Source organism: Mesorhizobium sp. M1328 (assembly GCF_040318075.1).
Lineage (GTDB): Bacteria > Pseudomonadota > Alphaproteobacteria > Rhizobiales > Rhizobiaceae > Mesorhizobium.
In genome coordinates, this window is sequence record NZ_JAMYLO010000013.1 from 142,582 (window position 1) to 169,031 (window position 26,450).

The 26,450-nt window shown below is 62.5% G+C and carries 32 protein-coding genes and 3 pseudogenes; 18 read left to right on the plus strand and 17 right to left on the minus strand.

Annotated elements, in window-relative coordinates; genetic code table 11:
- The first annotated feature begins 17 nt into the window (after positions 1 to 17).
- On the plus strand, positions 18 to 1,640 hold the full coding sequence (locus NKH23_RS22080; RefSeq protein ID WP_352714283.1) for a CHASE domain-containing protein: 1,623 nt from the start codon (positions 18 to 20) through the stop codon (positions 1,638 to 1,640).
- A gap of 99 nt (positions 1,641 to 1,739) precedes the next feature.
- Here the strand turns inward: NKH23_RS22080 and NKH23_RS22085 are convergent, their stop codons facing one another.
- From NKH23_RS22085 to NKH23_RS22110, 6 genes are all read right to left on the minus strand, one after another.
- The gene (locus NKH23_RS22085) at positions 1,740 to 1,985 is read right to left on the minus strand and encodes a YMGG-like glycine zipper-containing protein (RefSeq protein ID WP_006328050.1); all 246 of its coding nucleotides are present in this window, start codon (positions 1,983 to 1,985) and stop codon (positions 1,740 to 1,742) included.
- 82 nt (positions 1,986 to 2,067) lie between these two features.
- Positions 2,068 to 2,394 (minus strand): hypothetical protein, encoded by a 327-nt coding sequence (locus NKH23_RS22090; RefSeq protein ID WP_352714281.1) that lies wholly within the window; start codon positions 2,392 to 2,394, stop codon positions 2,068 to 2,070.
- Positions 2,395 to 2,507: 113 nt separating this feature from the next.
- Positions 2,508 to 2,678: a hypothetical protein gene (locus NKH23_RS22095; protein WP_352468954.1), complete on the minus strand. Its 171-nt coding sequence runs from the start codon at positions 2,676 to 2,678 to the stop codon at positions 2,508 to 2,510.
- A gap of 139 nt (positions 2,679 to 2,817) precedes the next feature.
- Positions 2,818 to 3,852 carry a sensor histidine kinase gene (locus NKH23_RS22100; RefSeq protein ID WP_352451150.1) on the minus strand — a complete coding sequence of 345 codons (1,035 nt, stop codon included), beginning with the start codon at positions 3,850 to 3,852 and terminating at the stop codon, positions 2,818 to 2,820.
- 191 nt (positions 3,853 to 4,043) lie between these two features.
- Positions 4,044 to 4,208 carry a DUF1328 domain-containing protein gene (locus NKH23_RS22105; RefSeq protein ID WP_023678541.1) on the minus strand — a complete coding sequence of 55 codons (165 nt, stop codon included), beginning with the start codon at positions 4,206 to 4,208 and terminating at the stop codon, positions 4,044 to 4,046.
- Between the two features lie 241 nt (positions 4,209 to 4,449).
- Positions 4,450 to 5,244 carry a response regulator gene (locus tag NKH23_RS22110; protein WP_023678542.1) on the minus strand — a complete coding sequence of 265 codons (795 nt, stop codon included), beginning with the start codon at positions 5,242 to 5,244 and terminating at the stop codon, positions 4,450 to 4,452.
- 215 nt (positions 5,245 to 5,459) lie between these two features.
- Between NKH23_RS22110 and NKH23_RS22115 the strand changes: the two genes are divergently transcribed.
- Both NKH23_RS22115 and NKH23_RS22120 read left to right on the plus strand, forming a co-directional pair.
- Positions 5,460 to 5,663: a NepR family anti-sigma factor gene (locus NKH23_RS22115; RefSeq protein WP_023720919.1), complete on the plus strand. Its 204-nt coding sequence runs from the start codon at positions 5,460 to 5,462 to the stop codon at positions 5,661 to 5,663.
- A 3-nt stretch (positions 5,664 to 5,666) separates the two neighbouring features.
- Positions 5,667 to 6,218 carry a sigma-70 family RNA polymerase sigma factor gene (locus tag NKH23_RS22120; RefSeq protein ID WP_023678544.1) on the plus strand — a complete coding sequence of 184 codons (552 nt, stop codon included), beginning with the start codon at positions 5,667 to 5,669 and terminating at the stop codon, positions 6,216 to 6,218.
- 30 nt (positions 6,219 to 6,248) lie between these two features.
- Here the strand turns inward: NKH23_RS22120 and NKH23_RS22125 are convergent, their stop codons facing one another.
- On the minus strand, positions 6,249 to 6,629 hold the full coding sequence (locus tag NKH23_RS22125; protein WP_352714279.1) for a response regulator: 381 nt from the start codon (positions 6,627 to 6,629) through the stop codon (positions 6,249 to 6,251).
- 227 nt (positions 6,630 to 6,856) lie between these two features.
- Between NKH23_RS22125 and NKH23_RS22130 the strand changes: the two genes are divergently transcribed.
- Complete coding sequence (locus NKH23_RS22130; RefSeq protein WP_023678546.1) at positions 6,857 to 7,183, plus strand: ElaB/YgaM/YqjD family protein; 327 nt, start codon at positions 6,857 to 6,859, stop codon at positions 7,181 to 7,183.
- A 10-nt stretch (positions 7,184 to 7,193) separates the two neighbouring features.
- Positions 7,194 to 7,673 carry a hypothetical protein gene (locus NKH23_RS22135; RefSeq protein ID WP_352910059.1) on the plus strand — a complete coding sequence of 160 codons (480 nt, stop codon included), beginning with the start codon at positions 7,194 to 7,196 and terminating at the stop codon, positions 7,671 to 7,673.
- A gap of 56 nt (positions 7,674 to 7,729) precedes the next feature.
- Here the strand turns inward: NKH23_RS22135 and NKH23_RS22140 are convergent, their stop codons facing one another.
- Positions 7,730 to 9,256, minus strand: coding sequence for a sensor histidine kinase (locus NKH23_RS22140; protein ID WP_352714277.1), 1,527 nt, complete (start codon positions 9,254 to 9,256; stop codon positions 7,730 to 7,732).
- Positions 9,257 to 9,402: 146 nt separating this feature from the next.
- Here NKH23_RS22140 and NKH23_RS22145 point away from each other — a divergent pair, with 146 nt between their 5' ends.
- Complete coding sequence (locus NKH23_RS22145; protein WP_352468959.1) at positions 9,403 to 9,576, plus strand: hypothetical protein; 174 nt, start codon at positions 9,403 to 9,405, stop codon at positions 9,574 to 9,576.
- Between the two features lie 59 nt (positions 9,577 to 9,635).
- On the opposite strand, the gene NKH23_RS22150 is transcribed toward NKH23_RS22145, so the two are convergent.
- Entirely contained in the window at positions 9,636 to 10,556 is a 921-nt protein-coding gene (locus tag NKH23_RS22150) for a diacylglycerol/lipid kinase family protein (protein ID WP_352714276.1), read from the minus strand.
- Between the two features lie 251 nt (positions 10,557 to 10,807).
- Between NKH23_RS22150 and NKH23_RS22155 the strand changes: the two genes are divergently transcribed.
- Positions 10,808 to 12,154 (plus strand): PRC-barrel domain-containing protein, encoded by a 1,347-nt coding sequence (locus tag NKH23_RS22155; protein WP_353035329.1) that lies wholly within the window; start codon positions 10,808 to 10,810, stop codon positions 12,152 to 12,154.
- 52 nt (positions 12,155 to 12,206) lie between these two features.
- On the opposite strand, the pseudogene NKH23_RS22160 reads toward NKH23_RS22155, so the two are convergent.
- A pseudogene (locus NKH23_RS22160) lies at positions 12,207 to 13,785 on the minus strand (alkaline phosphatase family protein).
- A 223-nt stretch (positions 13,786 to 14,008) separates the two neighbouring features.
- On the opposite strand from NKH23_RS22160, the gene NKH23_RS22165 reads away from it, so the two are divergent.
- From NKH23_RS22165 to NKH23_RS22180, 4 genes are all read left to right on the plus strand, one after another.
- Positions 14,009 to 14,941, plus strand: coding sequence for a VOC family protein (locus tag NKH23_RS22165; protein ID WP_292659191.1), 933 nt, complete (start codon positions 14,009 to 14,011; stop codon positions 14,939 to 14,941).
- A gap of 10 nt (positions 14,942 to 14,951) precedes the next feature.
- On the plus strand, positions 14,952 to 15,587 hold the full coding sequence (locus tag NKH23_RS22170; RefSeq protein ID WP_352910066.1) for an alpha/beta hydrolase: 636 nt from the start codon (positions 14,952 to 14,954) through the stop codon (positions 15,585 to 15,587).
- Entirely contained in the window at positions 15,580 to 15,879 is a 300-nt protein-coding gene (locus NKH23_RS22175) for a GNAT family N-acetyltransferase (RefSeq protein WP_254816591.1), read from the plus strand. Before NKH23_RS22170 ends, NKH23_RS22175 begins: the two co-directional genes overlap by 8 nt.
- Positions 15,880 to 16,066: 187 nt before the next feature.
- Positions 16,067 to 17,125, plus strand: a complete 1,059-nt coding sequence (locus tag NKH23_RS22180; protein ID WP_352469348.1) for a dipeptidase — start codon at positions 16,067 to 16,069, stop codon at positions 17,123 to 17,125.
- Between the two features lie 151 nt (positions 17,126 to 17,276).
- Here NKH23_RS22180 and NKH23_RS22185 read toward each other — a convergent pair whose 3' ends face one another.
- Positions 17,277 to 17,534 carry a hypothetical protein gene (locus NKH23_RS22185; protein ID WP_352910069.1) on the minus strand — a complete coding sequence of 86 codons (258 nt, stop codon included), beginning with the start codon at positions 17,532 to 17,534 and terminating at the stop codon, positions 17,277 to 17,279.
- Positions 17,531 to 17,665: pseudogene (locus NKH23_RS22190) on the minus strand (aminomethyl transferase family protein); the annotation flags it as partial. The pseudogene NKH23_RS22190 and the gene NKH23_RS22185, both read right to left, overlap by 4 nt.
- A 221-nt stretch (positions 17,666 to 17,886) precedes the next feature.
- Here NKH23_RS22190 and betI point away from each other — a divergent pair.
- From betI to NKH23_RS22210, 4 genes and pseudogenes are all read left to right on the plus strand, one after another.
- Positions 17,887 to 18,582, plus strand: a complete 696-nt coding sequence (gene betI / locus NKH23_RS22195; protein WP_352714584.1) for a transcriptional regulator BetI — start codon at positions 17,887 to 17,889, stop codon at positions 18,580 to 18,582.
- Positions 18,583 to 18,608: 26 nt separating this feature from the next.
- On the plus strand, positions 18,609 to 18,791 hold the full coding sequence (locus NKH23_RS22200) for a hypothetical protein (protein ID WP_352910071.1): 183 nt from the start codon (positions 18,609 to 18,611) through the stop codon (positions 18,789 to 18,791).
- Positions 18,791 to 20,092: a flavin monoamine oxidase family protein gene (locus tag NKH23_RS22205; RefSeq protein ID WP_352910074.1), complete on the plus strand. Its 1,302-nt coding sequence runs from the start codon at positions 18,791 to 18,793 to the stop codon at positions 20,090 to 20,092. The genes NKH23_RS22200 and NKH23_RS22205 overlap by 1 nt, the downstream gene beginning before the upstream one ends.
- Positions 20,093 to 20,119: 27 nt before the next feature.
- A pseudogene (locus NKH23_RS22210) lies at positions 20,120 to 20,281 on the plus strand (aspartate aminotransferase family protein); the annotation flags it as partial.
- Between the two features lie 113 nt (positions 20,282 to 20,394).
- Here the strand turns inward: NKH23_RS22210 and NKH23_RS22215 are convergent.
- The 3 genes from NKH23_RS22215 to NKH23_RS22225 form a co-directional block, all read right to left on the minus strand.
- On the minus strand, positions 20,395 to 20,895 hold the full coding sequence (locus NKH23_RS22215; RefSeq protein WP_352910077.1) for a DUF6496 domain-containing protein: 501 nt from the start codon (positions 20,893 to 20,895) through the stop codon (positions 20,395 to 20,397).
- Between the two features lie 122 nt (positions 20,896 to 21,017).
- Positions 21,018 to 21,602 carry a dienelactone hydrolase family protein gene (locus tag NKH23_RS22220; RefSeq protein ID WP_352910079.1) on the minus strand — a complete coding sequence of 195 codons (585 nt, stop codon included), beginning with the start codon at positions 21,600 to 21,602 and terminating at the stop codon, positions 21,018 to 21,020.
- Positions 21,603 to 21,706: 104 nt separating this feature from the next.
- A complete protein-coding gene (locus tag NKH23_RS22225) occupies positions 21,707 to 22,441 on the minus strand; it encodes a phosphoribosyltransferase (RefSeq protein ID WP_352910080.1) in 735 nt (244 codons plus the stop codon).
- Between the two features lie 287 nt (positions 22,442 to 22,728).
- Between NKH23_RS22225 and NKH23_RS22230 the strand changes: the two genes are divergently transcribed.
- The gene (locus NKH23_RS22230) at positions 22,729 to 23,157 is read left to right on the plus strand and encodes a CBS domain-containing protein (RefSeq protein ID WP_502912368.1); all 429 of its coding nucleotides are present in this window, start codon (positions 22,729 to 22,731) and stop codon (positions 23,155 to 23,157) included.
- Positions 23,158 to 23,246: 89 nt separating this feature from the next.
- On the opposite strand, the gene NKH23_RS22235 is transcribed toward NKH23_RS22230, so the two are convergent.
- Positions 23,247 to 23,804: an Hsp20/alpha crystallin family protein gene (locus NKH23_RS22235; RefSeq protein ID WP_352910082.1), complete on the minus strand. Its 558-nt coding sequence runs from the start codon at positions 23,802 to 23,804 to the stop codon at positions 23,247 to 23,249.
- Between the two features lie 188 nt (positions 23,805 to 23,992).
- Here NKH23_RS22235 and NKH23_RS22240 point away from each other — a divergent pair, with 188 nt between their 5' ends.
- Entirely contained in the window at positions 23,993 to 24,430 is a 438-nt protein-coding gene (locus tag NKH23_RS22240) for a DUF2267 domain-containing protein (RefSeq protein WP_353035334.1), read from the plus strand.
- A 48-nt stretch (positions 24,431 to 24,478) separates the two neighbouring features.
- Positions 24,479 to 24,949, plus strand: a complete 471-nt coding sequence (locus NKH23_RS22245) for a YbhB/YbcL family Raf kinase inhibitor-like protein (protein WP_352471470.1) — start codon at positions 24,479 to 24,481, stop codon at positions 24,947 to 24,949.
- Positions 24,950 to 24,973: 24 nt separating this feature from the next.
- Here the strand turns inward: NKH23_RS22245 and NKH23_RS22250 are convergent, their stop codons facing one another.
- On the minus strand, positions 24,974 to 26,449 hold the full coding sequence (locus tag NKH23_RS22250; protein WP_352978973.1) for an FAD-dependent oxidoreductase: 1,476 nt from the start codon (positions 26,447 to 26,449) through the stop codon (positions 24,974 to 24,976).
- Between the last annotated feature and the right edge of the window lies 1 nt (position 26,450).

A 26,450-nucleotide genomic window follows, 5' to 3' on the forward strand; every position in this document is an offset into this window, starting at 1 on the left:
ACGGGACGTATCAGCAATTGAAGAAGCTTTTTCCGACCGTCGCTTTTATCGCCGTCGCGCTGATCAGCCTGACGATGGCGGGTTTTGCCTATTTTGCCACCCAGGAGGCGGCCCGCATAAAATTCGAGGCGACGGCCGACGACGCGCTTAACCGGATTGAAAGCCGCATCGACCTGGACCTGTCGCTGCTGCGCTCAACCCGGGCGCTGTTCGACGCGCGCAATGGCGGTATCTCGCAAGGCGAGTTCAAGGCTTTCTTCAAAGCGCTCGACATCGACAATAATTTCGCTGGCCTGCGCGGCATCGGCTTCCTCCGCCTGGCGAAGACGGGAAACGAGGCGGCGGTCGAGCGCGATATCCTGCACGATCACGGCGCAAGCCATCCGATCTATCCCGACACGAACTTGCCGTGGCGTACGCCCATCGTGCTGTTCGAACCGCTGGATCCGTCCAATAAATCCAGCATCGGCTACGACATGTTTGCCGGGCCGGTGCAGCGTGAGGCGATCGAAAAGGCGATGGCCGACGACCAGCAGCATGCCAGCGGGCTCGTGCAGCTCGGCAAGGATACGGGTGCCGCGCAGACCTTTGCCGGGTTCCTCGTCTTCGTCCGGCTCAATGTGGAAACCGCGCCGGACGCCGTAAACGCGTCGAGATCCTCGACTGCCGGCTTCCTTTATGCGGCCTTCCGCGCCCGTGACCTGTTCCAGGCTGCGCTCAGCCGGGCACCATTGCTGCCGGTCAACACCGAGATCTATGACGGCACGGTGGACAGCGACAACCTGCTGTTCCAGTCGGAAACGCCGCCTGTTTCGAGCCTCGGCGACAGGCTGCTGGTCACCCGCAAGATCACGGTCGCCGGCCGGCAGTGGGTCGTCCTGTTCAGGCCGACAAGTGCTTTCTCGCAACCTTCCTCGCGCGCCATCCCGGTGATGCTCGGATTGTTCGGGCTGCTGCTTGCCGGCGCCATTGCGCTGGTGGCCCGCTATCAGGAGCGGGCCTATGAGGCGGTCTCGCTGCTTCACGAAACGACCGAAAAGAGCCTGCTGGAAAAAGACCTGATGCTGCAGGAGATGAAGCATCGCATCAAGAACTCGATCACGCGGGTGCTGGCAATCGCGCGCCAGACAGCATCGCACACCGCCGACGTCCAGGAATTCTCGACGTCTTTCTCGGCCCGGCTGCAGGCGATGGCGGCTTCCCAGGACATGTTGACGCGCTCACGCTGGCAGAAAGCCGATCTCGGCGACCTGCTGCGCATCGAGCTTGGCCAGGTGTTCGGCAGCGAGCTTCCTGAAGGGCTGTTGTCGGGACCGGAGGTTCTTCTCGACGAAAAGACGACGCAGGCACTCGGCCTCGTCTTTCATGAACTGGCGACGAATGCGCTGAAGCATGGCGAGGCCGGCAATTCAGTCGGTGCGCTGAAGGTCGACTGGTCGCTCGAAGGCCGCGGCGGCGCCCGGACATTGGCTCTCAACTGGCGTGAGGCCGGTCAGAAGAAGCTCGAGACACCGGCAAAGAGCGGTTTTGGCACCAGACTGATCGATCTCAATGTCACACGCGAATTGCGTGGCACAATCAGGCGCGATTTTCGCGAAGATGGCTTGAACGTCGAAATCAAGGTTCCGCTGCCGGCCTGAAACGCCGCCTCATGACCCGCGTCGCAACAGCGCCTTAAAAGGGCAAACGCGGAGACAGGTGGCCCGTCTCCGCGTTTGCTGTTCGCCTGGAGCTCGAAACTAGTTGCAGCGAGCTGTGTAGATCCGGCCGTGACGATCTCTGTACTGGCAGTAGCCATTTTGCAGACGGCGAACGAGCAGACCGCCAATCGCACCAGCGCCGGCGCCGATCAAAGCGCCCTTGCCGCCGCCGACAGCGCCGCCAATGAGCGCGCCGCCCACAGTGCCGATACCCACGTTCTCTTCCGTGGTGGTGCAGCCGCTGACCGCAACCACGGCAACCATGGCAATAATCATCTTCCGCATGGAGTCATCCTCACTTTTGTCCTCACTTTAATAAGCTCCAGCCGCCATTTAGCATGAAAGTACGGCCTTTGCCCGCACGATTTCATTGTTGATTAAGATAGTCTTTTTCGGGGCGTGCGCCGTTCGATGCTACCACGAACCCGGAAATCTCCAAGGACGCATCGAGCGTGCCGTCGGGACGCACGTTCCAGATGATGCTGTCATAGTCGTCCTCGAGCGCAGGATCGACGGCAAGGCATCTGGCGACGACATATTGGGCTTGGCCCTGCAGGTCGATGACCGCGAATGGGCGCGCGGTCATGCACTCGGCAGTGGTTTCGAAAACGCTTACCGGCGCCGGCAATTCACGGCACGCGGTCATGGCATTCGAACAGCCGACAACCAGCAGCAAGGCGGCAATGTGCTCCATGGCGGGACCCTCTCGCCATGGAAACGGCCAAAATCCCTCAAAGTTCCTGTGACGACAGAGCGATCAAGCAGACGTGAGCAGCGGAAGCCGGCGGCGGACCTTGGCGAGCTCGATCAGATCAGCTGGGACGCGGCGGTCAGGACGATAGCGGCCATAAGCGCGACGGCGGCGAAGCGGAGGGGCGATGCACGAGGCGCGGGCGCTGCGGACGCGTCGGGATCCTGAAAACCGCTCATCGAGACGCGAGCGGCGTGTTCCAGTCTGTTCAAGTCGGCAGCCGTCAAGGCCCATTCCTTTCATATTGTGCCAAACTCAATCGATGTCCGGTGGATCGGCACGTTCGGACAGGATCGGACCTTATGGTGAACAGTCGGTTAAGGTTGGCGATGCGTAGCAAGCCTTCTCGCGCCGACCGCCGTTCGTTCAATCCGTCTCGAAATTGCCGTGAGGAACGACAAGGCGGTATTCGAGGCGGTTCCCGGTGATCTCAAGTGTCGCCGTTCCATTCAAAGAAGTGGGCACGACGCGTTCAAGCGCGACGCTGCCAAAACGCTTCTCGCTACGTTGATTGTCGTTGGCTCCGATCACTTCGGCCCATGTCAGCGACAGCGCAGGCTCGCCAGCGGAAGCTGCCGTCAGATCGGCCGTCACCTCGACGAAACCGTCGCTGCGCGACAGTGCGCCATAGCTGACCGAATTGACGGCGAGCTCATGCATGGCCAAGCCGATGTGCAAGGCGGCATTGGGGTTGAGATATGGATTTGCGCCGCGGAAGCGTAGGCTGTGCAAGGGGTCCGCGCCGTACCTGCCGACCTGACCGGAAACCAGCTCGCGCAGCGCCGCTCCCCGCCAATTGGATGACGTAACCAGGTCCTGCGAGGAGGCCAGCGACTGCAATCGGCCCCGGAAACGCGTCAGGAAATCGTCAATGCTGCCGGAATAACGGCCCGTCTGGGTGGCGATGCTCTGGATGATGGCCAAAAGGTTCTTGGAGCGATGACTGACTTCGCGCAGCAGCGCCTTCAACGTCTGCTCCCGGCGTTTCTGCTCGGTTGTTTCGACCATGGTGGTCACGACGCCCTGCACCGCGCCGGTCTCGCTGCGGTCGGCGTCTATCCACACCTGAAACCAGCGGGCGCCGTCATCGGCCGGCACGCTGAGTTCGAGATGTTGAGGATTGCCGGAGACGATGACGTCGTGCTTAGCGGCGCCGATACGCTCCGCCTGCGCCGGCGGCAAGATGCCGTTGTTGTCGGAGGCATCGGAAGTCCATGGGGCGCGCATGTTGCGCGCCCACACCGTCTTCATTTCGCGATCCTGGTATAGGACGGAAATCCCGGCATTGTGCAGTGCATGGAGAAGTGCCCGGCCAAGCTGCATTCCGCTTTCGGCGGGATGCAAAGCGATGATCTCATCACTCTGGCCGCGGTCTTTCATTTTTCCGACTCTGGAACGCATCGGTCAATTTGCTCAACCCATGTCGGGCTGAACGGCTCGCGGAAAAATGGGTTCCAAAAGGAGGAGCTTCGTATCAAGCCTTAAAAAGCGGTCCGCCGAGCGGCATCCCGTTAGAGGACACTGCCCGGCGGTGGCTGGAAACCGTTTGAGGGGTGCGGCTTCCAGTGTTCGCTTGAATGGCCGCTTGGCATTCACGCTCGTCTGATCAGGCCGGCAATAAGCGATATGATCAGGAAGGCGAGAAAGATGAAGAACAATATCTGCGCTATACCGGCCGAGGTGCCAGCGATACCGCCGAAACCAAGCGCACCGGCGATGATCGCCACGACGAGAAATACGAGCGCCCAGTAAAGCATGATCCATCTCCTTCCAATGCTGCGGTGAAAACGTGATTCGCCTCCGTTTGTTCCACCATTTTCCGAAAAAGACGATGCTGAAAATCGTTATGGCCCGAATTGCTGCGGTGTGTGCGAAAAGGTCCTCGTCAGGTTCGGCAGCAGTTGGCTGTCGTGTGTTAAGCCGGCGTCACGCCCCCATCCGGTCCAAGGGGAGTGGCTATCCCACACCCTGGCGGCCGCAACTCGGCCGCTAGCTGTTTTATGCTGCGGCTTTCGCGTGCCGGTCAAAGAACAGGGCCTGGCTGATAAGAGCCTTGACCATATCCGGATTGAACGGCTTGGTGACGAGGAAAGCCGGTTCCGGCCGCTCGCCGGTGAGCAGGCGCTCGGGAAAGGCGGTGATGAAGATCACCGGCACCGAGGTCGACGATAGGATCTCATTGACGGCCGCGATGCCCGAACTGCCGTCGGCAAGCTGAATATCGGCAAGCACCATCTTTGGCCTCGCCTTGCCGAACATCGCCACCGCCTCGGCGTGGGTGCGCGCCGTTCCGACGACGCGGTGGCCGAGGCTTTCGACCATTTCTTCGATATCCATGGCGATCAGCGGCTCATCCTCGATGATCAGCACGTCGGTTGCCACCTGACGGGAGATCTCGTTGCTCGCCTGCGCGAGAAGTTCGGAGAATTCCTGTTCGTCGACGTCGAGAATCTCCGCCGCCTCGTCTTCGCTGAAGCCTTCGACCGCGACCAGCAGAAAGGCTTGGCGGGGACGAGGCGCAATTGCATTCAGATTGGCTGCGGCGCGCTGTTCCCATGCCGACTGGGCATGCTCCTGCGGAACGCGAATGGCCACTGAGGTGAAGAGCTTGGCAAAGACCTTGTAGAGCGCGATGCGGTCGTTCGATGCGTCCGGAAAGATGTCGACATCGGCAATGATGGCCTCGAGCATTGCGGCGACCAGCGCGTCGCCGCTCTCCTGCGATCCGGATACGGCGCGCGAGAAGCGGCGCAGGAACGGCAGGTGCGGAGCGATGGTTGCTGATAGGCTCATATCGGACGTCTCCCTCATATGACGTGATTGCATGTTATAGCTAAAAACGGCTCGCAACCCCAAAGTTAGAAACGCGGGTTGTGCGAAAAAGTTCCGGTCATGCGGAACTAAGTATGCGGGCTGGCGTTTAGGGCGGGGTTGGGCAACCAGACGAGGCTGCCGCTTGCCTTGCGTTATGTGTTGAAGGGCGGCTTAAGGCTGGGACAAAGGGCGAAATGAAGAACATGACGAAAGCTACCACGGCTGGCGTTGGCAACGGGCGCCGGGCTGCTTCCCGCGACCCGCTTGGGCCGAACTCGGAAATCGGCCGCAAACTCAAACAATACTACGACGAGCTGGTCTCCGACAATGTGCCGGATCGCTTCGCCCAACTGCTCAGCCAGTTGGAAAAGGCCGAACCTGTGCAAAAGAAGGACTGAGGCATGGCGGCCGTCTCCCAGGGCTTCAAGACCGACTTGCTCGGCTCGATCCCGAGCCTGCGGGCTTTTGCCGTGTCGCTGACGCAAAACGCCGACAAGGCCGACGACCTGGTGCAGGAAACGTTGGTCAAGGCCTGGGACAAGCATGAAAGCTTCCAGCCCGGCACCAATCTGAAGGCATGGCTGTTCACGATCTTGCGCAACGAATTCTATTCGCAGATGCGCAAGCGCGGCCGCGAGGTGCAGGACAGCGATGGCGTCATGACGGCCAGGCTTGCCGTTCATCCGGCCCAGCACGGCCAGCTTGACCTCGAAGACTTTCGCGGCGCGCTCGAGTTGCTGCCCGAAGACCAGCGCGAAGCCATTATCCTCATCGGCGCATCGGGCTTTTCCTACGAGGAAGCGGCCGAGATCTGCGGTTGCGCCGTCGGAACGATCAAGAGCCGCGTCAGCCGCGCCCGCACTCGGCTGCAGGAAATCCTGAAGATCTCCGGTGAAGACGAGTATGGCCCGGACGCAATTTCGGCTCAGGTAACCGGGTCGACGGCTGCGTGAAGCGTGGCCGTGTTCGAACCGCTCCGCGCCTCAGCGGAGAGGCGTTCGCCTGCGGGCCGCCGCCACTGCTTCGACGAGATCGTCTCCCGAATAGGGCTTGGTGACCAGTCTGACGCCGGGAAAGGATTTCTTGATCTCGTCGGTATCCGAATAGCCCGAGGCGAAGACGAACGGGATGCCCGCTTCACGCAGCCGCGAAGCAAATTGGAGCGTCGAAACGCCGCTCAGCATGAGGTCGACGATGGCCACATCGAACTGCGCGGCAACGTCTTGCTGTTCGATCTCAGTCAGATCACGGGCGATGACCACATCGAGCGCGCCGTAGTCGCGGCAAAGCTGCTCGATATCCATGGCAATCAGGAACTCATCTTCCAGGATAAGAATCCGCAAACCGTCAAGTGATGCGCGCACGCAGCAATATCTCCTTGAATGCGTCTCTAACGTGAAACGGGGGAAGTCATGATCGTTATTTGGCATGCTGTCATTTAAAAAAGACGTGCCGGCGCGGATGCGTCGGCCTCGGCCCGTGCAAGGCATTTGCAACGCGCGCTGCCGGAGATAGGGTTAGAAGAGGTTCGTGCCGGAACCTTGGGGTCTGTCGAGCGTTTCGACCGAGCAAAAGCATGGAGAGTGAAGCAATGGCGACTGCCGCAGGAAAGGCCGCGAACGAAGCCCGCACGAATTCCGATATTGAGGCCGACATCGCACAACTGAAGGCCGACATCGACCAACTTACCAAGCTGTTGGCCAAAACTGGCGAACATGGCTACGGGGCAGCACGGCGAGCCGCGGCCGAAAGCGTCGAGCAGTTGCGAACCCAGGGCGAGGCAGCCTTCGACAGCCTGCGCAGCAACGCCAGGGACATCGAGGCGCAGATGATAGCGCATATGCGCGAAAAACCGGTGACTTCGCTGGCGATCGCCGCAGGCGTCGGATTCCTCTTCGCGCTTCTCGCTCGCCGCTAGTTCTGCACGCATGGGAATGCTTGCATCGCTGATCTCGGGCCTCGCCTCGGGCGAAACCATTGCGGCGGTGCAACGCGCGCGCGTCGCTGCGATTGTCTATTCGGTCGCAGCGCTCGCGGCGCTGTGCGGCCTCGGCTTCCTGGTCGGGGCGGCCTATATCTGGACGGCGGCCCGCTATGGGCCGATGGCAGCCTCCCTGAGCTTCGGGATCGGCTTTCTGGCAATCGCCGGTCTCATCCTGCTCGTCTACCGGATGTCGGCTGGCTCGCGCGCCAGACGCCGGGCGAAGCGACGCAACGCCGACATGAAGGCTATCGGCATCACTGCGGCACTCGCCGTGCTGCCGGCGCTGCTCAAGGGCAAAGGTGGCCCGGGAAAGGCTGGACTGAGCGCGATTCTCGGCCCGGCGATAGCACTCGCTGCTTACGCCATCTACCGCGAGAACGTGAAGCGCGGCTCCGATGATCCGGATACCGGCAAACGGGAATAGTTCGGAGGGGATAGTTCGGGGCAAACGATTCTGGCGCCGGTCGCAAAATGTTGGCGTCACAAATCTTCGAGCGGAATCGATATTTCGGCGACCACGCCGTCCGGCCGGAATTCATGGGTCACCTCGCTGGAAATGACCTTGGCCAGGCTGCGGCGGATCAGGATCGAGCCGAAGCCATGGCGTTCGGGCGGCGCAACCCGCGGGCCGCCGCTTTCGCGCCAGGCCAGCAACAGACGCCGTGCACCCTTCCTGCCTTGTACCCTCCAATCGAGATCGACCTTTCCGGAAGAAACCGAGAGCGACCCGTATTGCAGTGCGTTGCTTGCCAGTTCATGCAGGATCAGCCCTAGCCCGACTGCCTGGTCGGGTGAGAGCAGGACATCGGCGCCGGAGATCGCCATCCGCGATTGTCCGGCGGCTTGGAACGGCTTTAGCTCGATCTCCACCAGCTCGCGGATGCCGATGCCGCGCCACTCGCGGTCCGACAGCAGGCTGTGCGCAACGCCCAGTGCCTGCAGCCTGGCGCTGAAGGCTTGGAGGAATTCGCTTGGCTGGCGGGCATGGCGAACGGTCTGCGTCGCCAGCGCCTGTACGGTTGCCAAAGTGTTCTTGACGCGGTGGTTGAGCTCGCGCAGCAACAGCCGTTGACGTTCGTCGCCAAGTTTGCGTTCGGTAATGTCGTAGTTGACGCCGAAGATCAGCGTCGGCTTGCCCTCGCCGTCGCGTTCTATGACGCGGCCGCGCGTTGCGATCCATCGTGGCGGATCGAGGCCTTTGACACGGTATTCGCCAAAATAGTCGTCGCTGCCGGTCAGCGCGTCGCGAAAGCGTGTTTCGGTCTGGTGAACGTCGCGCAGGTCGATGGCGGTCAGGATGTCGCGCGCCCTCAGCCTGTTCGACTTGGGCAGGTTGAACAATTCGGACAGCAGGACATCGCAGTCGATCATGTCGCTGCGGATATCCCATGCCCAGCTGGCAAGCGAAGCCGCGTCAAGCGCGATAGCGCGCCGCTTTTCCTCTCGAACCAGTGCGGCCTCGGCAATCGCCGCGCTGCGGGTTGCATCCTTCAGCGTGAACAGGCTGGCGGCGAGGCCAGCCAGCGCCGACAGCTGGTCGAGCTGGACAGAAGAGGGACGTGCGTGCGACTTCCGGTCGAGCACGCACAGCGTGCCGATCAGCGCGCCGTCGACGACGATCGGCACGCCTGCGTAAAAGCGGATATGATGCTCGCCGGTGACCAGCGGATTGGCTTTGAACCGCGGATCCGCCGCCGCGTCGGCCACCACCATCGGCACGTCGCCGGCTGCGATGGTATAGGCGCAGAACGATGTCTCGGTTGCGATTTCGGTCTCGTCGAGACCGATACAGGACTTGAACCACTGCCGCTCGGCATCGACCAGCGTGATCAGTGCGACAGGCGTTTGCATCGCCGAAGCGGCAAGACCACCGATACGATCGAAATCAGGATCGGCAGCCCTGTCCAGCGCGTCGAGGCCGTGCAGCACGGCAAGGCGGTCCGCGGCGCCCACCACACGGCGAATATCGGCCGGCAGGCCCGGCGTTTTCTGGCTATTGTCGTCCACTATGCCCCCAGTGGCCGGCCCCGCTGATTGATCAGGCCAATCGGCCCGTTTGTCGCCTTGCCGAGCCGGAACTTTCGCGGCGGGGGACCGTTACCAGCCAACGCCCCGCTAGTTACGCCTGCCGGCGCCAAATATGGAGCCAGACAATGCCAAAAATCATTCCTGAAAACAAAGCCCGTCAAGGGCGGCGGGGTCGGCATGTCCTTCGTATCCTGATCGCCGCGCTGTTGCTGGCTTTTATCGCCTGGGGCGTCGCCGAAATCTACGGCTGGATGATCGAGACGCCGAAGACCGAGCAGGGCAACACGCCCAGCGGCTAGATTCTCTCCATCGCTCGTGTCAGCTCGCATTACGCAACCCCACATCACGCTACCCCACGTCAGGCAACCTTTGCCTCGGCGGCGCGCGCCGGGACGAGAACATTCAGCGCGCGCGGATGGATTTCGACGGTCGTCTCGCGATCGAGCTTTACCAGTTCGCCGTCCATGACGGCCTGAACTTTCCTGTTCGTCGAATGGATTTTCAAAACGGCGCGGTTTGCCTGATGGATTTCGACATGCTCGTTGCCGCGCCATTTCCCACGGGCGACGTCAAAGAGGAACCTGATCAATTCGCCGCGCCGCCGTGCCACGGTGACATAGATGCCCAGCACGCCGCCTGCCGGATTATCGGCATAGGGCAGGTGGCCCTCGCCGAACAGATTGTTGGTGATGCCGATACCGGTGATCCGGGTTCTGATCTCGGCCTCACCGATCGTCAGCGTTACTTTCATCGCCGGTGGATTGTTGATCGTTGCCCAAGCGGCTCGCACCGAGGCACGCATCTTCCCCAGCCGCGAGCCGAATTCCATCTTCTGGCGCAGTTGCACCATCCTGGCGTGCATGCCGATCGAGAATTGATGCACGAAAGGCCGGCCGTTGGCTGTTGCAATGTCAATCGCCATCACCTCGCCGTCCGCAAACGATTTCAGTGCCGCATCGAGGGTCTGCGGAATACCGAGGCCGCGCGCAAAAAGGTTCATTGTGCCAGCCGGCAGAATTGCCAGCGCCTTCTCCCCATTCATCAAACGGGCTGCCGCGGCCGAAATAGTGCCGTCGCCGCCGCCCGCCAGCACGACGTCGATGCCGCGCCTGGAAGCTATGCCGTCCAGCGTGGCGACGATATCCTTGCCGGCGACGATTTCGATATCGATCGAGTGGCCGGCAGTCTCAAGCGTGCCGCGCATCCGGCTGGCGAAGGCCTCAAGATCGATGGTGCGCAGGGTGCCCCCGTCCTTGTTCAGCACCGCTGCAAACCGCATGGCCGTTCCATTTTCCAGCACCTATCGGGCCGGGACGGGGCCCAGCCGGGAGTGGAACGGGGCGGCCGAGAAAATGTTCCGTTCGACCAGCGCGGCGAATCCGAGAACCATTGACATCGCACGGGGTGCACCACGGCTTTTTTCGGAACAACAGTGTGGTCACAACGTTGTGAACATGCAGAAGACGCTGCGCCCGCAGTGACGCCAGGCGGGCAGGGCGTGCACGAAATCACCGACGAGGAGACACTAAGATGATCCGCACCCTTTTAACCACGACAGCAGTCGCAACATTGATTGCGACGGGTGCATTTGCGCAATCGGCGACGACCCCGGCGCCGGCGCAACCACCCGCCGCCCAGGATACCGCTCCGGCGATACGTGCCGAGGGCAGCCTTGCCACCAACATCATCGGCGAATCCGTCTATAATGGCACCGGCGACGATGCCCAGAATATCGGCAAGGTCAGCGACGTCGTCTTCGACGAGCGCGGCGAGGTAAAATCCGTCGTCATCGGCGTCGGCGGTTTTCTTGGCATAGGAACCAAGAACGTCACTTTCGACTACAGCAAGATGCAATGGGCCGAAAGAAATGGCGACCGTTGGCTGATAGCGCAAACGACGAAGGATGAGTTGACGGCCCAGCCGGATTTCGACCGGACTCCTTACGATCCACCTCCGCCACCAGCTTCGGCCGATAATGCGGCGCCTGCCGCCCCTTCCACCAGCGCGCAAAATACAACCCCTGCGCCTGCCGCGCCGGCTGAGCCAGTGAAGCGCGCCGAAGGCAATCTCGCCACCAATATCATCGGCGAGACCGTCTACAACGGCACCGGCGACGACGCCCAAAACATCGGTGACGTGAACGACATCGTCATCAACAAGGAAGCCAAGGCGCAATCGCTGATCATCGGTGTCGGCGGCTTCCTCGGCATCGGCGAAAAAAACGTCGCCTATGATTTTGACAAGGCGCAATGGGCCGAAAGGAACGGCGATCGCTGGCTGGTCGCGCAAACGACCAAAGAAGAGCTGCAGGCGCAGCCGGACTTCGACCGCAAGCCCTATGATCCGGCCCCGGCAACCACTGCGTCGAATGATGCCGCGGCTACTGCGCCCGCCACCGTCACGCCTACCGTGACGGCCAGCAACACCGCGACGACCAACAACACTGACCAAGCCAGCAAGACGGCTCAAAACGCTCCGGCAGCAGCGCCTCCGGCTAACTCGGCGGCCGACCAGACCAAGACCGGGTCGATCGACAAGTCGACGCTAACCGAAATGCCGATGGGCGAAATCCGGGCCGAGGATCTGGTTGGAACAACCGTTTACGGCGCCAACGATGTCAACGTCGGCGAAATTGGCGATATCGTGCTGGGCGGCGACAAGAAGGTCGACGCAGTCATCATCGACGTCGGCGGCTTCCTTGGCGTCGGCGAGAAGGAGGTGGCGGTCGGCATGGACAACCTGAAATTCATGACCGACAAGAACGGCAAGCGCTATCTCTACACGAACTTCACCAAGGAGCAGCTTGAGGCGCAGGCCCCCTATGACAAGGCCACCTATGCGCAAAGTCGCGACAAACAGCGCATGATCATGCGCTAAGCTGCACACAGGCCGACAGAGAAGCCCGCGCCGGAAACGGCGCGGGCTTTGCTTATCTCGAGGGAAAGCCGGCGACATGGCCGGCAACGCCATTGTCCGTCAATTCGGCGAGCGCCAGAGACTGGTCGAGATGCTCGGCCCGCCAGGCGAGCAACTTCTCGGCAAATTCCAACCGCGCCGGCAGATAGGCTGGGTCGTCAGCGACGTTGGTCAACTCGCCGGCTTTTTTTTAAAGGTCGAAGAGCAAGGGCGGCAGGCCGCCGCCGAAATGCACATATTTGAACTTTTGCGTGCGGATGACAGCGAAATTGCACTGACGCGGACCGATGCCGAAATACCGTTCGGCATCACCATCCGCGATCGAGCGGAAATCGAACTCCCAATGCGCCGTATCGCGCCAATTGTCCGGCTCCGTTGCGTCCAGGAAAGGCGCCAGCGAGCGGCCGTCGAGATGCGGCAGCACTTCGCCGCCAGTGAGCTCGAGCCCAGTGAGCTCGAGCAAGGTCGGCGCCAAATCCACCGCCTCGGTGAAGCGGTCGACGCTGCTGCCGGCAGCCTTGGGGCGGCGCGGATCGCGAATGATCAGCGGAATATGGAAGCTGCCGTCGAAGAAACCGCCCTTGCCCAGCATGAAATGATCGCCCATCATCTCGGCGTGGTCTGAGGTCAGCACGATGACGGTGTCGTCCCACGCATCGGCCGCCTTGACCGCTTGCCAGACACGGCCAAGCTGCGCGTCGACCTCCGAGATCATGCCGTAATAGAGCGCCCGGATGCGGCGAAAATTATCGTCGCCCCAGTCGCGCACCTTGCCCTCCGAGCCGGGACGGAATTTCGACCGTTCCTGCCGGTCAAGTTCATAGGCGAGATAAGGGTGGCTTGCTGCTTCGGCCTGCCAGCTTTCGGCGCGGTCAAAAGCTGGACCGATGGCCGGATCGTACATGGCGTTGTAAGGCGCCGGCACGATGAAGGGCGGGTGGGGGCTGATGAAGGAAAGATGCGCGAACCACGGCGTATCGCGCTCCTGCTCGCCGAGCCAGCGGATGAATTCGCCGGCCAGGAAGGCCGACGGCGTCTCGTCTTTCGAATAGATTGGCGGAGCGTTGCTGAATCCCGCCGTCGTTTTCCAGGATTTCGCCCACCGGGCGGTGGATGGCGGGGGAGCCGGCGCCGGCATCGACGCCGCGCGCCTTGAGCCATGACAGCCAGGGCTTCTGGTGCTCGGGCAGAAGCTGACGCACGGTGAAGCCGGGCAGCACGCCTTCATAGCTCTTCAGCTGCGGGTCGCCAGGCGCCAGCGTGCGCGGGTCGCGCGCCATGTCCGTATAACCGAAGAGCGTCGGATCATAGCCGAAGGCGCGCGCCCAGAGCGCTATGTTGCCGTGGCGGGCATCGAGCGGTGTGCCGTTGCGGCAGACACGATTGTTCATCTGGTAGAGGCCGGTGTAGAGGCAGGCGCGCGCCGGCGAGCAAGGTGCGGCGCCGCCATAGTGCTTCTGGAACAAAACGCCCTCGGTAGCCAGCGCGTCGGCATTCGGCGTCTTTACCACCTTGTGCCCAGCAGCGGACAGGCAGTCGCCGCGCCACTGGTCGCAGGTGATCAGGAGAATGTTGGGGCGTTTTCCACTCAACCGCGGTATCCTCACGCTGGCTACATGCGTCGCTCATGGAGCGCAATTTCGGCGAGTATGCAAGCCGGTCCAGTTTGCCGAATGGTGAACAAAACCTGCTTCGTCGTTCACTTTAACAGCACAGTCCATTCTGTGTTTGCCGCCTTTGCGGCCAGGAGGCGGATGCTCATATTTGCGTGGACAGCGGCAAGGGCCGCACCGGCACAAGGAAAGGAGCAGAAACATGCTCGACCAGGTCAAGGGCCTGCATCACGTCACCTCGATGGCCAGCGATGCGCGCCAGAACAATGAATTCTTCACCGGGACGCTCGGCCTGCGGCGGGTCAAGAAAACCGTCAATTTCGACGCACCCGATGTCTACCACCTCTATTACGGCGACGAGGTCGGCACGCCCGGCTCGGTGATGACCTATTTCCCGTTCCCGAACATTGGCAAAGGCCGCCATGGCGTCGGCGAAGTCGGTACCACCGCTTACTCGGTGCCCGAGGGCACGCTTGGCTATTGGGAGAAACGGTTTGCCGAGCAAGGTGTCACCGGGCTGTCCGGCGAGGAGACGTTCGGCGAGAAGCGTCTTGTCTTCGCCGGTCCCGACGGCGACGGGTTTGCACTGGTCGAGGACAGAGCGGACAGCCGTGCGCCATGGGCCAAGGGTGGCATTCCCACCGACGAGGCGATCCGCGGTTTTCACTCGGTGTCGCTCAGGCTGAAAGATGGCGGCGCCACCGAAGAGCTGCTGAAATTCATGGGTTATGAGGAGGTCGACAAGTCCGGCAACGTCAGGCGGCTGGCGGTGAAGAACGGCAACGGCGCCGACGTCGTCGATATCGAATCGCTGCCAGGGGCCGGCTTCGCCAATCTCGGCGCCGGCTCGGTCCACCATGTCGCTTTCGCCGTCGAGAACCGCGCCAAGCAGCTCGAAGTGCGCAAGGCGCTGCTCGATACAGGTTATCAGGTGACGCCGGTGATCGACCGCGATTATTTCTGGGCGATCTATTTCCGCACACCGGGCGGCGTGCTGTTCGAAGTCGCCACCAACGAGCCGGGCTTCGACCGCGACGAGGATACCGCCCATCTCGGCGAGGCGCTGAAACTGCCGTCGCAACACCAGCATTTGCGGCCCTATCTCGAGCAGCATCTGCAGAAACTGGAAGATTGAGGACAAGGTCATGAGCAAGGATTCGTATATTCACAAGGTGCTGCCCGGTTCGCCTGATGGCGCGTTGCTCTTCGTCTTTCATGGCACCGGCGGCGACGAGGCCCAGCTTCTGTCGCTTGGGCGCGATCTTGCGCCGCAAGCGACGATCGTCGCCCCGCGCGGCGATGTCTCGGAACAAGGCGCCGCACGCTTCTTCCGCCGGACCGGCGAGGGCGTTTACGACATGGGCGACCTCACGCGAGCGACGGACAAGATGGCCGGCTTCGTCAAGGCGCATGTCGAGGCGGCAAAGCCATCTTCGGTGCTCGGCCTCGGTTACTCCAACGGCGCCAACATCCTGGCCTCGGTGCTGTTTGCCGAGCCGTCGCTGTTCGACGCAACGGTGCTGATGCATCCGCTGATCCCGTTCGAGCCGGAGGTCAAGGGCAGCCTTGGCGGCAGCCGCATCCTGGTCACCGCCGGCAGGCGGGACCCGATCTGTCCGCCTGATTTGACGGCGCGGCTTGAAGCCTATTTGCGCGCCGATGGCGCCGATGTCACAGTCGAGTGGCATGACGGCGGCCATGAGGTGCGGCCAACCGAGATCGAGGCGGCGCGGCGGTTGTTCGCCCTTGCGCCGGATGAAAGGACCGCAAGCCATGTCTGACCTATTGCCGGAGATCGAGCTGGAGGACCGCGGCTCGAAGGGCCGCTACTTCCTGCGTGGGCCGGGCGGCGCCGAGGCGGAGATGACCTTCACCAAGATCGGTGAGCACCAGATCATCATCGACCATACCGAAGTGCCGGATGCATTTCGCGGCCAGGGCGCGGGGCTTCGCCTGGTCACCCGTGCCGTCGAGGATGCACGTGCGGCGGGCAAGACGATCATCCCGCTTTGCCCGTTCGCCAATGCTCAATTCCGCCGCCATCCGGAATGGGCGGACGTGCTGAAGCGGTAAGAGGCAGCCCCTCGATGAATGACAGGAGAAAGGGTGCGCGGCTTTACCGCGTGCCCCTTCGGCCATTGGCGGCGTACAAACACAAGGCAAACATACGGGATTTGCGCAGAGCGCCCGTCTTGCCTAAGTATTGCCAACAAACCGGCTCGCCGTCTGCGGTCCGACCACTTCAACCGAATGGCCCTCCATGACCGAATCCGATCTCGTTCCCGTCTTCGACGGCCACAACGACACGCTGCTCAGGCTCTACCAGTCGAAGGATGCGGACGTCGAAAAGCTGTTCGTCGAGGGGACGCCGGGTGGCCATATCGACCTGCCACGCGCGAAGAAAGGCGGATTTGCCGGCGGCATGTTCGCGATCTTCCCGCCGCCTGTCGAGAAATCCAAACGCGGCGCCGTGCCGCTGGCACCGAGCGACAGCGAGCCCTTGCCGCCCGAGGTTCCTCGCGCCGATGCGCTCAACTCCACCGTAGCGATGGCCTCGATCCTGTTCAGGCTGGAGCGGGCTTCGGCGCTTACCGTCTGCCGCAGCGCCGGCGATGTGAGGAAGGCGATGGCGCAAGGCTCGATTGCGGCGGTGTTCCATATCGAAGGGGTCGAGGCGATCGACCCTGAGCTCACCTTGCTCGACGTTCTCCACGCAGCCGGCTTGCGCTCGCTCGGCATCGTCTGGAGCCGTCCCAATGCCTTCGGCCACGGCGTGCCGTTCCGCTTCCCGTCGTCGCCCGATACAGGGCCGGGGCTGACCGATGCCGGCAAGGCGCTGGTGAAAGCCTGCAACCAGCTGAAGATCATGATCGATCTTTCGCATCTCAACGAAAAAGGTTTCCGCGACGTCGTCGAGATCAGCGACGCACCGCTGGTCGCGACCCATTCCAACGTGCACGCGATCTGCGGCCATTCGCGCAATCTCACCGAATGGCAGCTCGGCGCGATCCGCGACTCCGGCGGCATGGTCGGGCTGAACTTCGCCACCGGGTTCCTACGAGAGGACGGCAGGATGAACGCCGACACCAGCCTCGACATCATGATGCGCCATGTCGATTCGCTGCTGCAGGCGCTGGGCGAAGACGGCGTCGGCCTAGGCTCGGATTTCGACGGCGCCATGATCCCGGCCGTGATAGGCGACGTTGCCGGCCTGCCAAGACTGCTCGACGCGTTCGCGGCACGCGGCTTCGGGCGCGCGCTGATCGAGAAGATCGCCTATCGCAACTGGCTCGGCATGCTGGAAAAGACCATCGGCTAAGCCTGTCGATATTCAGGTGAGGCCGGCCTGCAAACGATGGCTTCCTGCGCTTCCGGTGCTCACGTACTTAAGTACGCTCCGCCCCGGTTCTCGGAAACCATCGTTTTCGACTCGGCCTGACCTGAATCTCAACAGGCCTAGGCGGGAATTACTAGGCGCCCATGCGCTTCAGCCAGTCCTGGCCGACGCCGCGGTCGCGGATGATCGGCAGCGGATCGGTGGAATCCAGCCGCGCACAGATGCGGTAGACTTCCAGCGTTTCGGCGTCCATCTCGCCGCGCTTGTAGAAGAACATGGCCGCGGCATAGCGGGTTCGGCCCGACCATTTTTCGCCGAGCGGCATGTTGACCAGCTGCCACTGCTCGGCGGCTTCGGCATCGATTTCGCGACTGTAAGTGTCGTCAGTCATCTCTTAAAATCCGCGGGCGGATTGGCGGTGCGGCGGTCGAGCCTGACCAACGGCCGCGGCACCAGTTTGGCACGCTTCAACAGCTGGTGATACCGCAGCTCGCGCCTGGCATAGATCTCGACCCAAAGGTCCGCTGCAGGCGGGGGCGCCGATCTGGTCCACGCATCGCCGGGATCGCCACCTTTTGCCAACGGTGCCTTCGACATCGTTTTCTCCAAGGATGCCTATCTCGACGAGAACATTCGAACCCGAGCAGCCCTGCAGAAGGTGCTTGACAGTGGCGAGCACCATCCCACTGATCTTCGCGGCCGAAGCCGGTCGGCTAGCCGGCGATGCTGGAGACCATCACCCGATGAAGACAACAGAGGCGCGCGAAGCCCTCCTCGAACCGGCGCGAAAAAGCGATTCCGAAAAGCGCGGCCGCAAGGCGTCGAAAGAGACAAGGCAGCTTCAACTGATCGAAGCGACAATCGATTCATTGGCCAAGCGCGGCTATTCGGAAACGACTATGGCCGACGTCGCCGACGGCGCCGGCTTGTCGCGCGGCATCGTCAATTTCCATTTCGAGAGCAAGGAGAAGCTGCTCGTTGCCACTTTGCAATACATGTATGACGAGTATTCGGCGCATTGGCGCAGCGCCTTGCAAAAGGCCGGCGATGATCCCGCCCGCCAGTTGCAGGCATTGGTCGCGGCCGATTTCGACCGCTCGATCTGCAACAAGCGCAAGCTGGCTGCCTGGTGTGCCTTCTGGGGCGAGGCCAAATCGCGGCCGAAATATCAGGCGCTGAGCAGCGCACGCGATGCCGTCTACCAGAACATCTTCATCGATCTTTGCGCGGCGCTCAAGCAGAGCGGCTTCTATGCCTATGAACCACAAGTCATGGCGCTGGCGCTCAGCGCCATGCTGGATGGTCTGTGGCTGCGTTTGATGATGGGCACCGAAGACACCACACGCGAGACGGCACTGCAGGCCGCGAACGAGTTCCTGTCCGCGGCATTCCCCAAGCACTATCCGAAATCTGCAGCCAGCGGTGCCAAGCCGGCGTGAAACAATCAAAAGAGGATGGAACAGCAATGAAGACATTGACGCGACCTCTGAGAGCGCTGGTGGCTTCGGCTGCGGCGCTGGGGCCGGACAAGGACCTCGTTTTGTTTGACCAGTCCCGTTACGAGGACCCCGGTTCCCATCCTCAGCCGGTGGCGCCTGAGCTCAAGCAGCGGTGGGTCGCGGAATTCGAGAAGATCAAGGCCGGCTGATGAAGTCCACGATCGAACGAGCCGATGTGGCCATCCTCGGCGCCGGCTTCACCGGTTTGTCGGCAGCGCTTGAGCTGAAGAAGGCTGGCGTCGATTTCGTGGTGCTCGAAGCCCGCGACCGTGTCGGCGGACGCGTCGAAGCCGTGCAGAACGGGCTCGGCGAGCGGATCGACAGCGGCGGCCAGTTCCTGTGCGAAGACATGCCGGAATTGATGGCGCTGGTGCGAGCGCGCCGCAAGACATTGGTCGAGACCCATGTCGCAGGCGAATTCGTCACGCAGCCGCGAATGAGCGAGGCGCAAGCCGGGCGCACTTACGGCACCGCGATGCGAATACGCGAGCGGATGAATGCGATCGCACCGAACGACCCGGCCATTGCCGGCTTGACGGTCGCGGCATGGCTCGATCGCCAGGCCGATCCCGACGATGCCAAGGCCGCCTTTCGGTCGATGATCGAGGGCCTGTGGTGCCTGGCAATGGAAAGGCTGCCGCTGTGGTACCTGATCGACAATGATCGACGCGTCACCAACGAGGTGTCGGAGCTGCAGTATTTCGTGCGCGAAACCATGCATTCGCTGGCGGATGATCTTGCGCGGGATCTCGGCGATCGACTGCGGCTGAATACAGCTGTCGAGGCCATTGAGGACGGGCCGGGAGGGGTTCGCGTCGTTTCGCCTGCCGGCGCGATCGAGGCACGAGCGGTACTGGTCGCCGTACCGCCGATGATGGCCTCGAGAGTGGATTTCGTGCCGCCGCTGCCGGCTGTGCTGAAGAGAGCCCTCGGCGTCTGGCAAAGCGGCGCGGTGATCAAAATGCTGGTGCGCTATCCCAAGGCTTTCTGGCGCGACAGGGGCTTGAGCGGCATGGTGATGTGGCGCGATCCGCACGGGCTCTTTGCCTGCGATGCAAGCAGGGACGAGGATCATGCAGCACTTGTCGTCTTCATCGGCGGGCCGCTGGCGCAGCGCTGGCGGGATCTGGACGACGCAGCGTTACGCGCAAAGGTGACATCAAAGCTGGAAGAGGCGCTCGGTATCGAGGCGGCCGGCATTATCGATCTCAGCTATCGCGACTGGACCGGGGATCGCTGGAGCGGCGGCGGTTACAGCGATCTGATCGTCGATGCGACGGCAACTGATGCCGAACGCATTATCCGTGCTGGCGCGTCGCCGATCCATTTCGCCTCGTCGGAGCTGTCGCCATCATTTCCGGGCTACGTCGAGGGCGCCATCGTCGCCGGCCGCATTGCTGCGCTAGAAATTATTCAGTCGGCCATCGCCATCAGAGCCTCAGGGTCATAAGCGAGGCGGATCGAGCTGCCGACCGGAATCGACGCGCATTGCGACGAGCTCAGCCTGCTGGTCAGGCCGCTGATCAACATGTGCGTAATGTCGCCGCCGCTGATCATCACGCGCGAGCAGATCGACGACATGGTGTCGATCTTGCGCGAAGGCATTTCGCGCACGATGGACGATCTGCGCCGGGAAGGGGGTCTGGGAGGAATAGGCGTTTATCGCCGGCGGCCTTGTCGACGTCTTGCCTTTGCTGGCGGCGGCCGTGGCGTCCAGATCGGGTTTCCTGGAGGCGAACTGCCGTCTTTGAACTATGCGTGGTGTGCCCGCGTTCTGGCGGCCTTCTGCGCCGCCGCCTTCCTTCCGCTGGCGCCTTTCGTCTCGGCGGCTTTCCTTGCGGCTGCGGAACGCTCCTCGGCCGTCCGGCGCGAGGCCGCACGCTTGGCCTGCTGCGCCAGCGCCTCGTGCGACGCCGTGCTCTTCGGCTCGTGCTCGAGCACCTTAGAGACGGCTTTCGAGACCCGCGGGCGGCGTTTCGGCTTGCGTTCGCCCTGGCCGGCCTCATAGGCGTATTCGGCGCTTTTGCGCGTGCTCTCCTTCACCTTGCCCTTTTTGGGTGGGGGCAGGTCTACACCTGCGCGTCTCGCCTCGGAAAGCCCGATGGCGATAGCCTGCTGTGTCGAGCGCGCGCCGTGCTCGCCGCGGCGGATTTTATCGATCTCCTCGTGCACGAACTCGCCGGCCTGCGTGCTCGGCGATTTGCCCTCGCGCTTGTCCTTTCGGGCCTTCTCTATGGTTTTCTTGTCCGGCATTGTCTTTCTCCCACATACGGGCTGCGACAGCCATTCGGGTTACAGCTGCGCGCGGTCTTATGAGGATCATAACGCGTTGAGGACGCAAATGATCCCGGCACTGGTGAGCCACGCCCCGGCTGTCAGGACGTCGACGCCGATCTGTCCGAAATCAGATGGCGCAAGAACCATTGGGTAGCGAGATCCGCGACTTCGTCCAGGGCGCCGGGTTCTTCGAACAGATGTGTCGCGCCAGGGACGATGGCGAGCTCCTTCTCGCTGCGGAGCGCCGCCAGCGCCGAGCGGTTGAGCGCGATCACTTGCGTGTCCGCGCCTCCGACGACGAGCAAGGTCGGCGCCCGAACGCGCGGCAGGGCGAGCGCTGCAAGATCGGGCCGGCCACCACGCGAAACCACGGCCGCGGCCTGGTCGGGCCGCTCGGCCGCCGCCACCAGGGCGGCACCGGCGCCCGTGCTCGCGCCGAAATAGCCAAGACGCAACCCCGATGTGTCCGGCGAGGCATCGAGCCAATCCGTGACGCCGACCAGCCGGTCGGCGAGCAGTCCGATATTGAAGCGCAACTCGGCCGTGACCTGGTCGATCCGCTCCTCTTCGGCCATCAACAGGTCGACGAGGAAGGTGGCGAGGTTCGCCTCGTTCAGCCTTCCGGCCACGTAGCGGTTGCGCGGGCTGTGGCGGCTGCTTCCGCTGCCGTGGGCGAAGAGCACAAGGCCACGAGCATCCGAGGGCAACGAAAGATTGCCCTCAAGCGTGACAGGCCCCACGGGAACATGCACGATGTGCTCGCTATGCCGGTGCATATCCACCTCCGCTATGTCGATCTGGTACCAGGCACCGGACCCGCGCTCGCGCGCCCGGCCAATTCTTCTTCGGAAGCGGCAGGCTTGTCGGAAGCCGCAGGCTTGGGCACGCAGCTGGCGAGGAGCGCGCGGACCTCTTCATCGCTCGTTTGTGAGAAATCCACGTACCAGCGCCCGACACCCAGCAACGGCTCTGGTGTCGTCGCGCAAACGACCTCGTCGGCGTCCGCCCGCATCGCGTCGCAAGTGTCGGGGCTACCGACGGGAACGGCCGCGACAATATGGGCGGCGTGGTTTTTTCGCAGCGCCTTGATCCCGGCCCGCATGGTCGATCCGGTCGCAAGCCCGTCATCCACGAGGATAATGGTCCGTCCATTCAACTGCGGTGGGGGGCGCCCGTCCCTATAGAGGTGCTCGCGGCGCAGAAGCTCTTTTTCCTCCTTTGCGGCGACCGCGTCGATGACATGTGGCGGGATCGCGAGACCGCTGACGATTTCGTCGTTCAGGACACGTACGCCTGAGGGCGCAATCGCCCCCATGGCCAGTTCCTCGTGACCGGGGACGCCGAGCTTGCGCACGACGAAGACGTCGAGCGGTGCCTTGAGTGCCCGCGCGACCTCGTAGCCGACCGGCACGCCGCCTCGGGGCAGCGCCAATACGATCACGTCGTCGCGGCCGGCAAAGCGAACGAGCTCCCCGGCGAGTCGCCGCCCGGCCTCGCGGCGATCTGAAAAGATGATAGCCATGACCTTCAATCCGCGTGCATCTGTTTTCCCGGTAGATGTTTTGTCACCAGCCTGCGGCCACATGCCCTGGGATGGCTGCGGCACCGGTACCATTTTGGAACTCGCTCGCTGCCTGGACGTTCCAAGAATAGTTTCGATCGCGAGGTGCCGGCACCGGCGCGGGTTAGCGCGGATCGGGAAGATCGAAGATAGCGATCCGTACATGCCTCGTCCGGCGATTTCGCGATGCGCGGCAACAGGCGCGTCTGGCGGCTTGTTGCCTCAGCAATCAGAGAGAGGAATGTCCCATGCAAGTTCAGGAGATCATGAGCCGTCGGACCGAACTGGTCGGCCCGAACACTACAATCAGGGATGCCGCCCGGAAAATGCGGGCCGACAATCTCGGCGCCCTTCCGGTCGGCGAGAATGACAGGCTGGTCGGCATGGTGACAGACCGCGACATCGTGATGCGCGGTGTCGCCGACGAGCGCTCAGCCGGCAACACGACCGTTCGCGAGGTCATGTCCGAGCATGTCTATTGGTGCTTCGACGACGCCGATATCACCGATGCGGCGAAGATCATGGCCAAGCATCAGGTGCGTCGTCTTCCGGTGATCAACCACGACAAGCGCCTCGTCGGCGTCATTGCCCTGGCCGACCTCGGGCGGACCGATAAGGAAGCCGCCAAAATCGCTCTCGAAGGCGTTTCCGAGGCAACGGACGATCCCCGGCGCTAGACGCTCGCCTGAGCGGTTGCCGCCGTGCTCGCCGTTCTCCCTCCCTCGGGGGTGAACGCAGCCTGCTCAGGCAGCCTTCAGTTTGGCTACTATCGCGCTTTCACTTCTATGCGGCGTGTCTTGTCCTTTGCAGCGGGATTCTTCGGAAGCTCGACAGTCAAAACGCCGTTCCTGAAAGTGGCCTGCACCTTGTCGGCATCGATCTCCGCTTCCAGGGGGATCGTCCGCTGAAACCGGCCATAACTGCGTTCGCTGTAGGTGTGGCCGCGGTCGCTTTCCTTGTGCTCCGAACGCTTCTCGCCCGTAATGGAGAGGGTGTTGTCGCGCAGCTTGAGCTCAACATCCTTCTGCTCGAGCCCCGGCAATTCGGCGGTGACCTTATAGGCTTGGTCTGTTTCATATACGTCGACGCTCGGCCAAAGATCGCTGGCCGTAGTCGCTTCGGCCATTGGCGCAAAGAAGTCGTCGAACAGGCGATCGATCTGCCGGTGGAATGACGTGAGTGGGTCTCGCGCGGACGGGTAGAGGCTGCGCGATGGCGTCCTGGGCGCCAAATCGTGATGTGCCATGGTTCTTCTCCTGTTTTTCGTGTCTGCATCACTCGTCGCCATGTGATCGGCGACGGCAAACAAAACTCGTCCACCCATGAGGATGTTCCGAGCGTCGGCCAAGAAAGGCGGTCGAAAAAACAGCGGCAAAAAGCCGGCCCGAATCCCCTCATGACGAAACCTCCGACAATGAATGCGCACCAGGACATGCGCATCGGGGAACAACGGGCAGGCACGGCTGTTTGGTCATATCAGCCTAGTCGGATTTGAATGGAAGGAGGATTTCGATGAACGCCACCGGACTCGACGTATTCGACAAGACACTGCAGACCACGAACATCTGGCTCGACGAGATCATGGACGAGATTGGACCGGATCGGCAGGTCGCCTGGCACGTTCTCGGCGCGGTGCTGCACGCCCTGCGCGACCGTATGCAACCGGATCTTGCAGCCCACCTAGGCTCGCAGCTGCCGATTCTGGTGCGCGGCGCCTTCCATGACCAATATCAGCCTTCCAAAGCTCCCGAGAAGATGCGGTCGCTCGACGAGTTTCTGGCCAAGATCAAGGCGGAGCTGGAATTTGCCCGTCCGGTCGATTCCAAGGATGCATTCAGGGTCGTGTCCAAGGTGCTCGCCCATCACGTCGGAGAAGGACAGATGCACAAGGTCTGGGAATCCCTGCCAGGAGAGATAAGACGCGTCGCTGAAGCTCAGCAAGCGGCGTGAACGGCGCCGCGCGGGTTTCTCGGTCGCAACCTTCTTGGGGAGATAGCAATGCCACTCACCCTTATCAGCCCGGCGTTCCGGGCAGGCGGAAGAATTCCCGAAAAATATGCGCGTGACGGCCAGAACGTCTCGCCGCCGCTGAAGTGGTCCGGTGTCCCGGATGGTACCAAGAGCCTTGTTCTTGTCGTGCGGGATCCCGATGCGCCAAGCGGGATTTTCGGGCACTGGGCGGTGTTCAATATCCCGCCGGATGCCGGCGGACTCGCCGAGGCCGAAGACGGCAAGCCCGGTCCATCGGCCCTCAGGCAAGGCACCAACGATTTCGGCAATGCCTATTACGATGGTCCGCAGCCGCCTGCAGGGCATGGCGTCCACCATTACCACTTTCTGCTGGCCGCGCTCGATGTGCCGAGCCTCAGTGTTCCGGGGCAGGCGGGCGTGCATCAGGTCTGGAAGCAAGCCCAGAAACACGCATTGGAGGAGACGGAGTTGGTCGGAACCTACGAACGGCCGGCGTGACGCGGGCCGTGCCGGTCGCCGCCTTCACAATGTAATCTGGGCAAGCGGTTTTCGGGCAGGGCCGTGGATGACCGAACCGTCGGCGGCGAAGATCGAGCCGTGGCAGGGACAATCCCAGGTGTGGTCCGCATTGTTCCAGGTCACGGTGCAGCCCTTGTGGGTGCACGTCGCCGAAACCGCCTGGAGTGCGCCTTCGGTGTCTCTCCACGCCGCAATCTTTTCGTCTCCCCTGACGATCACGCCACCCATGCCGGGCGCAATGTCGTGGGTGCTCGAGACGATCGATTGGCTGCGGCCATTCTTGTGGAAGCCCTCGGGATAGGGCCGCGCCGGATCGTAGAGTTTTTGCAGTGGGCTCGGGCGGTCGCAAATCAGGTCGGCGATCATCGTGCCCACGGCCGTCCCGTTGGTGATGCCCCAGGCGTTGAAGCCCGTGGCAATGTGGAAGCCGGCGGCCTTGGCGGGATCGGGTTCGCCGGCATATGGGATCCTGTCGGCCGTATCATAATCCTCGTTGCACCAGCGCCACGCGACGTCGCCGACCGGAACGTTCTTTCTTGCCCATTTTTCCAGTTCGACAAACCGCTTCGCCACGTCGCCATCCCAGCCGGTGTTGAATTTGGGGCCAAGCACGACCAGCAGCGGACCTTCGGCATCACGGCCCGTGCGGATGGAATGCGTCGGGTCGTCGATGCCGATGAACATGCCGTCGACAGGGAGGGGATCATCGAGCCGAAAGGCCATCACGGTGTGGCAGCGCGGTTGCGTCCGGTTCGCCATGCCCATGGGGCTCTTCACCGTCATGTTGGTGGCGACGACGACGTGCCCGGCATCAACGGCGCCGCCATCTGTGACGACGCGCCAGCGGCTTGCCTCGTCGATCGAGGTGGCGCGGCTGTTTTCGAAGATCCGACCGCCGCGGGCCGTCACCGCTTCCGCCAGGCCAACCAGATACATCGCCGGATTGAACTGCGCCTGATCGGGGAACCGTAATGCCGCGGCCGTTTCGAAAGGCAGCGGTGCGCGTTCGAGAACCTCGGCCTCCAGCCCGACCTGGCGCGCGGCCTCCGCCTCGGCCGCGACCTTCGCGCGCCGGCTTTCATCGCAGGTGTACGTATAGGCGTCCTTGCTCTCGAAATCGCAGACGATGGCGCAGTTGTTAACCCAATCGCGGATTTGTCGGGCGCCGGCGGAATTCGCATCGGCATAGGTCTGCGCCAGGTCCCGGCCAACGCTGTCGATGAGATGACGATAGATCAGCGCATGCTGCGTGGTGATCTTGGCCGTCGAGCGGCCGGTCACCTGTCCGCCCGTGCGCAGGCCTTCGAGGACGACCACCGACCGGCCCGCCTCGCAAAGCCGAAGCGCCGTCGTCAGCCCGACAATTCCAGCACCCACGACAACGGCGTCCGCATGGATCGAACCTTCGAGCTGGGGATAGTTCGTGGATCTGGCCGCCGCCACCCAACAGCTTCCCGGTTTTCCCAAGAGAATGGCCATT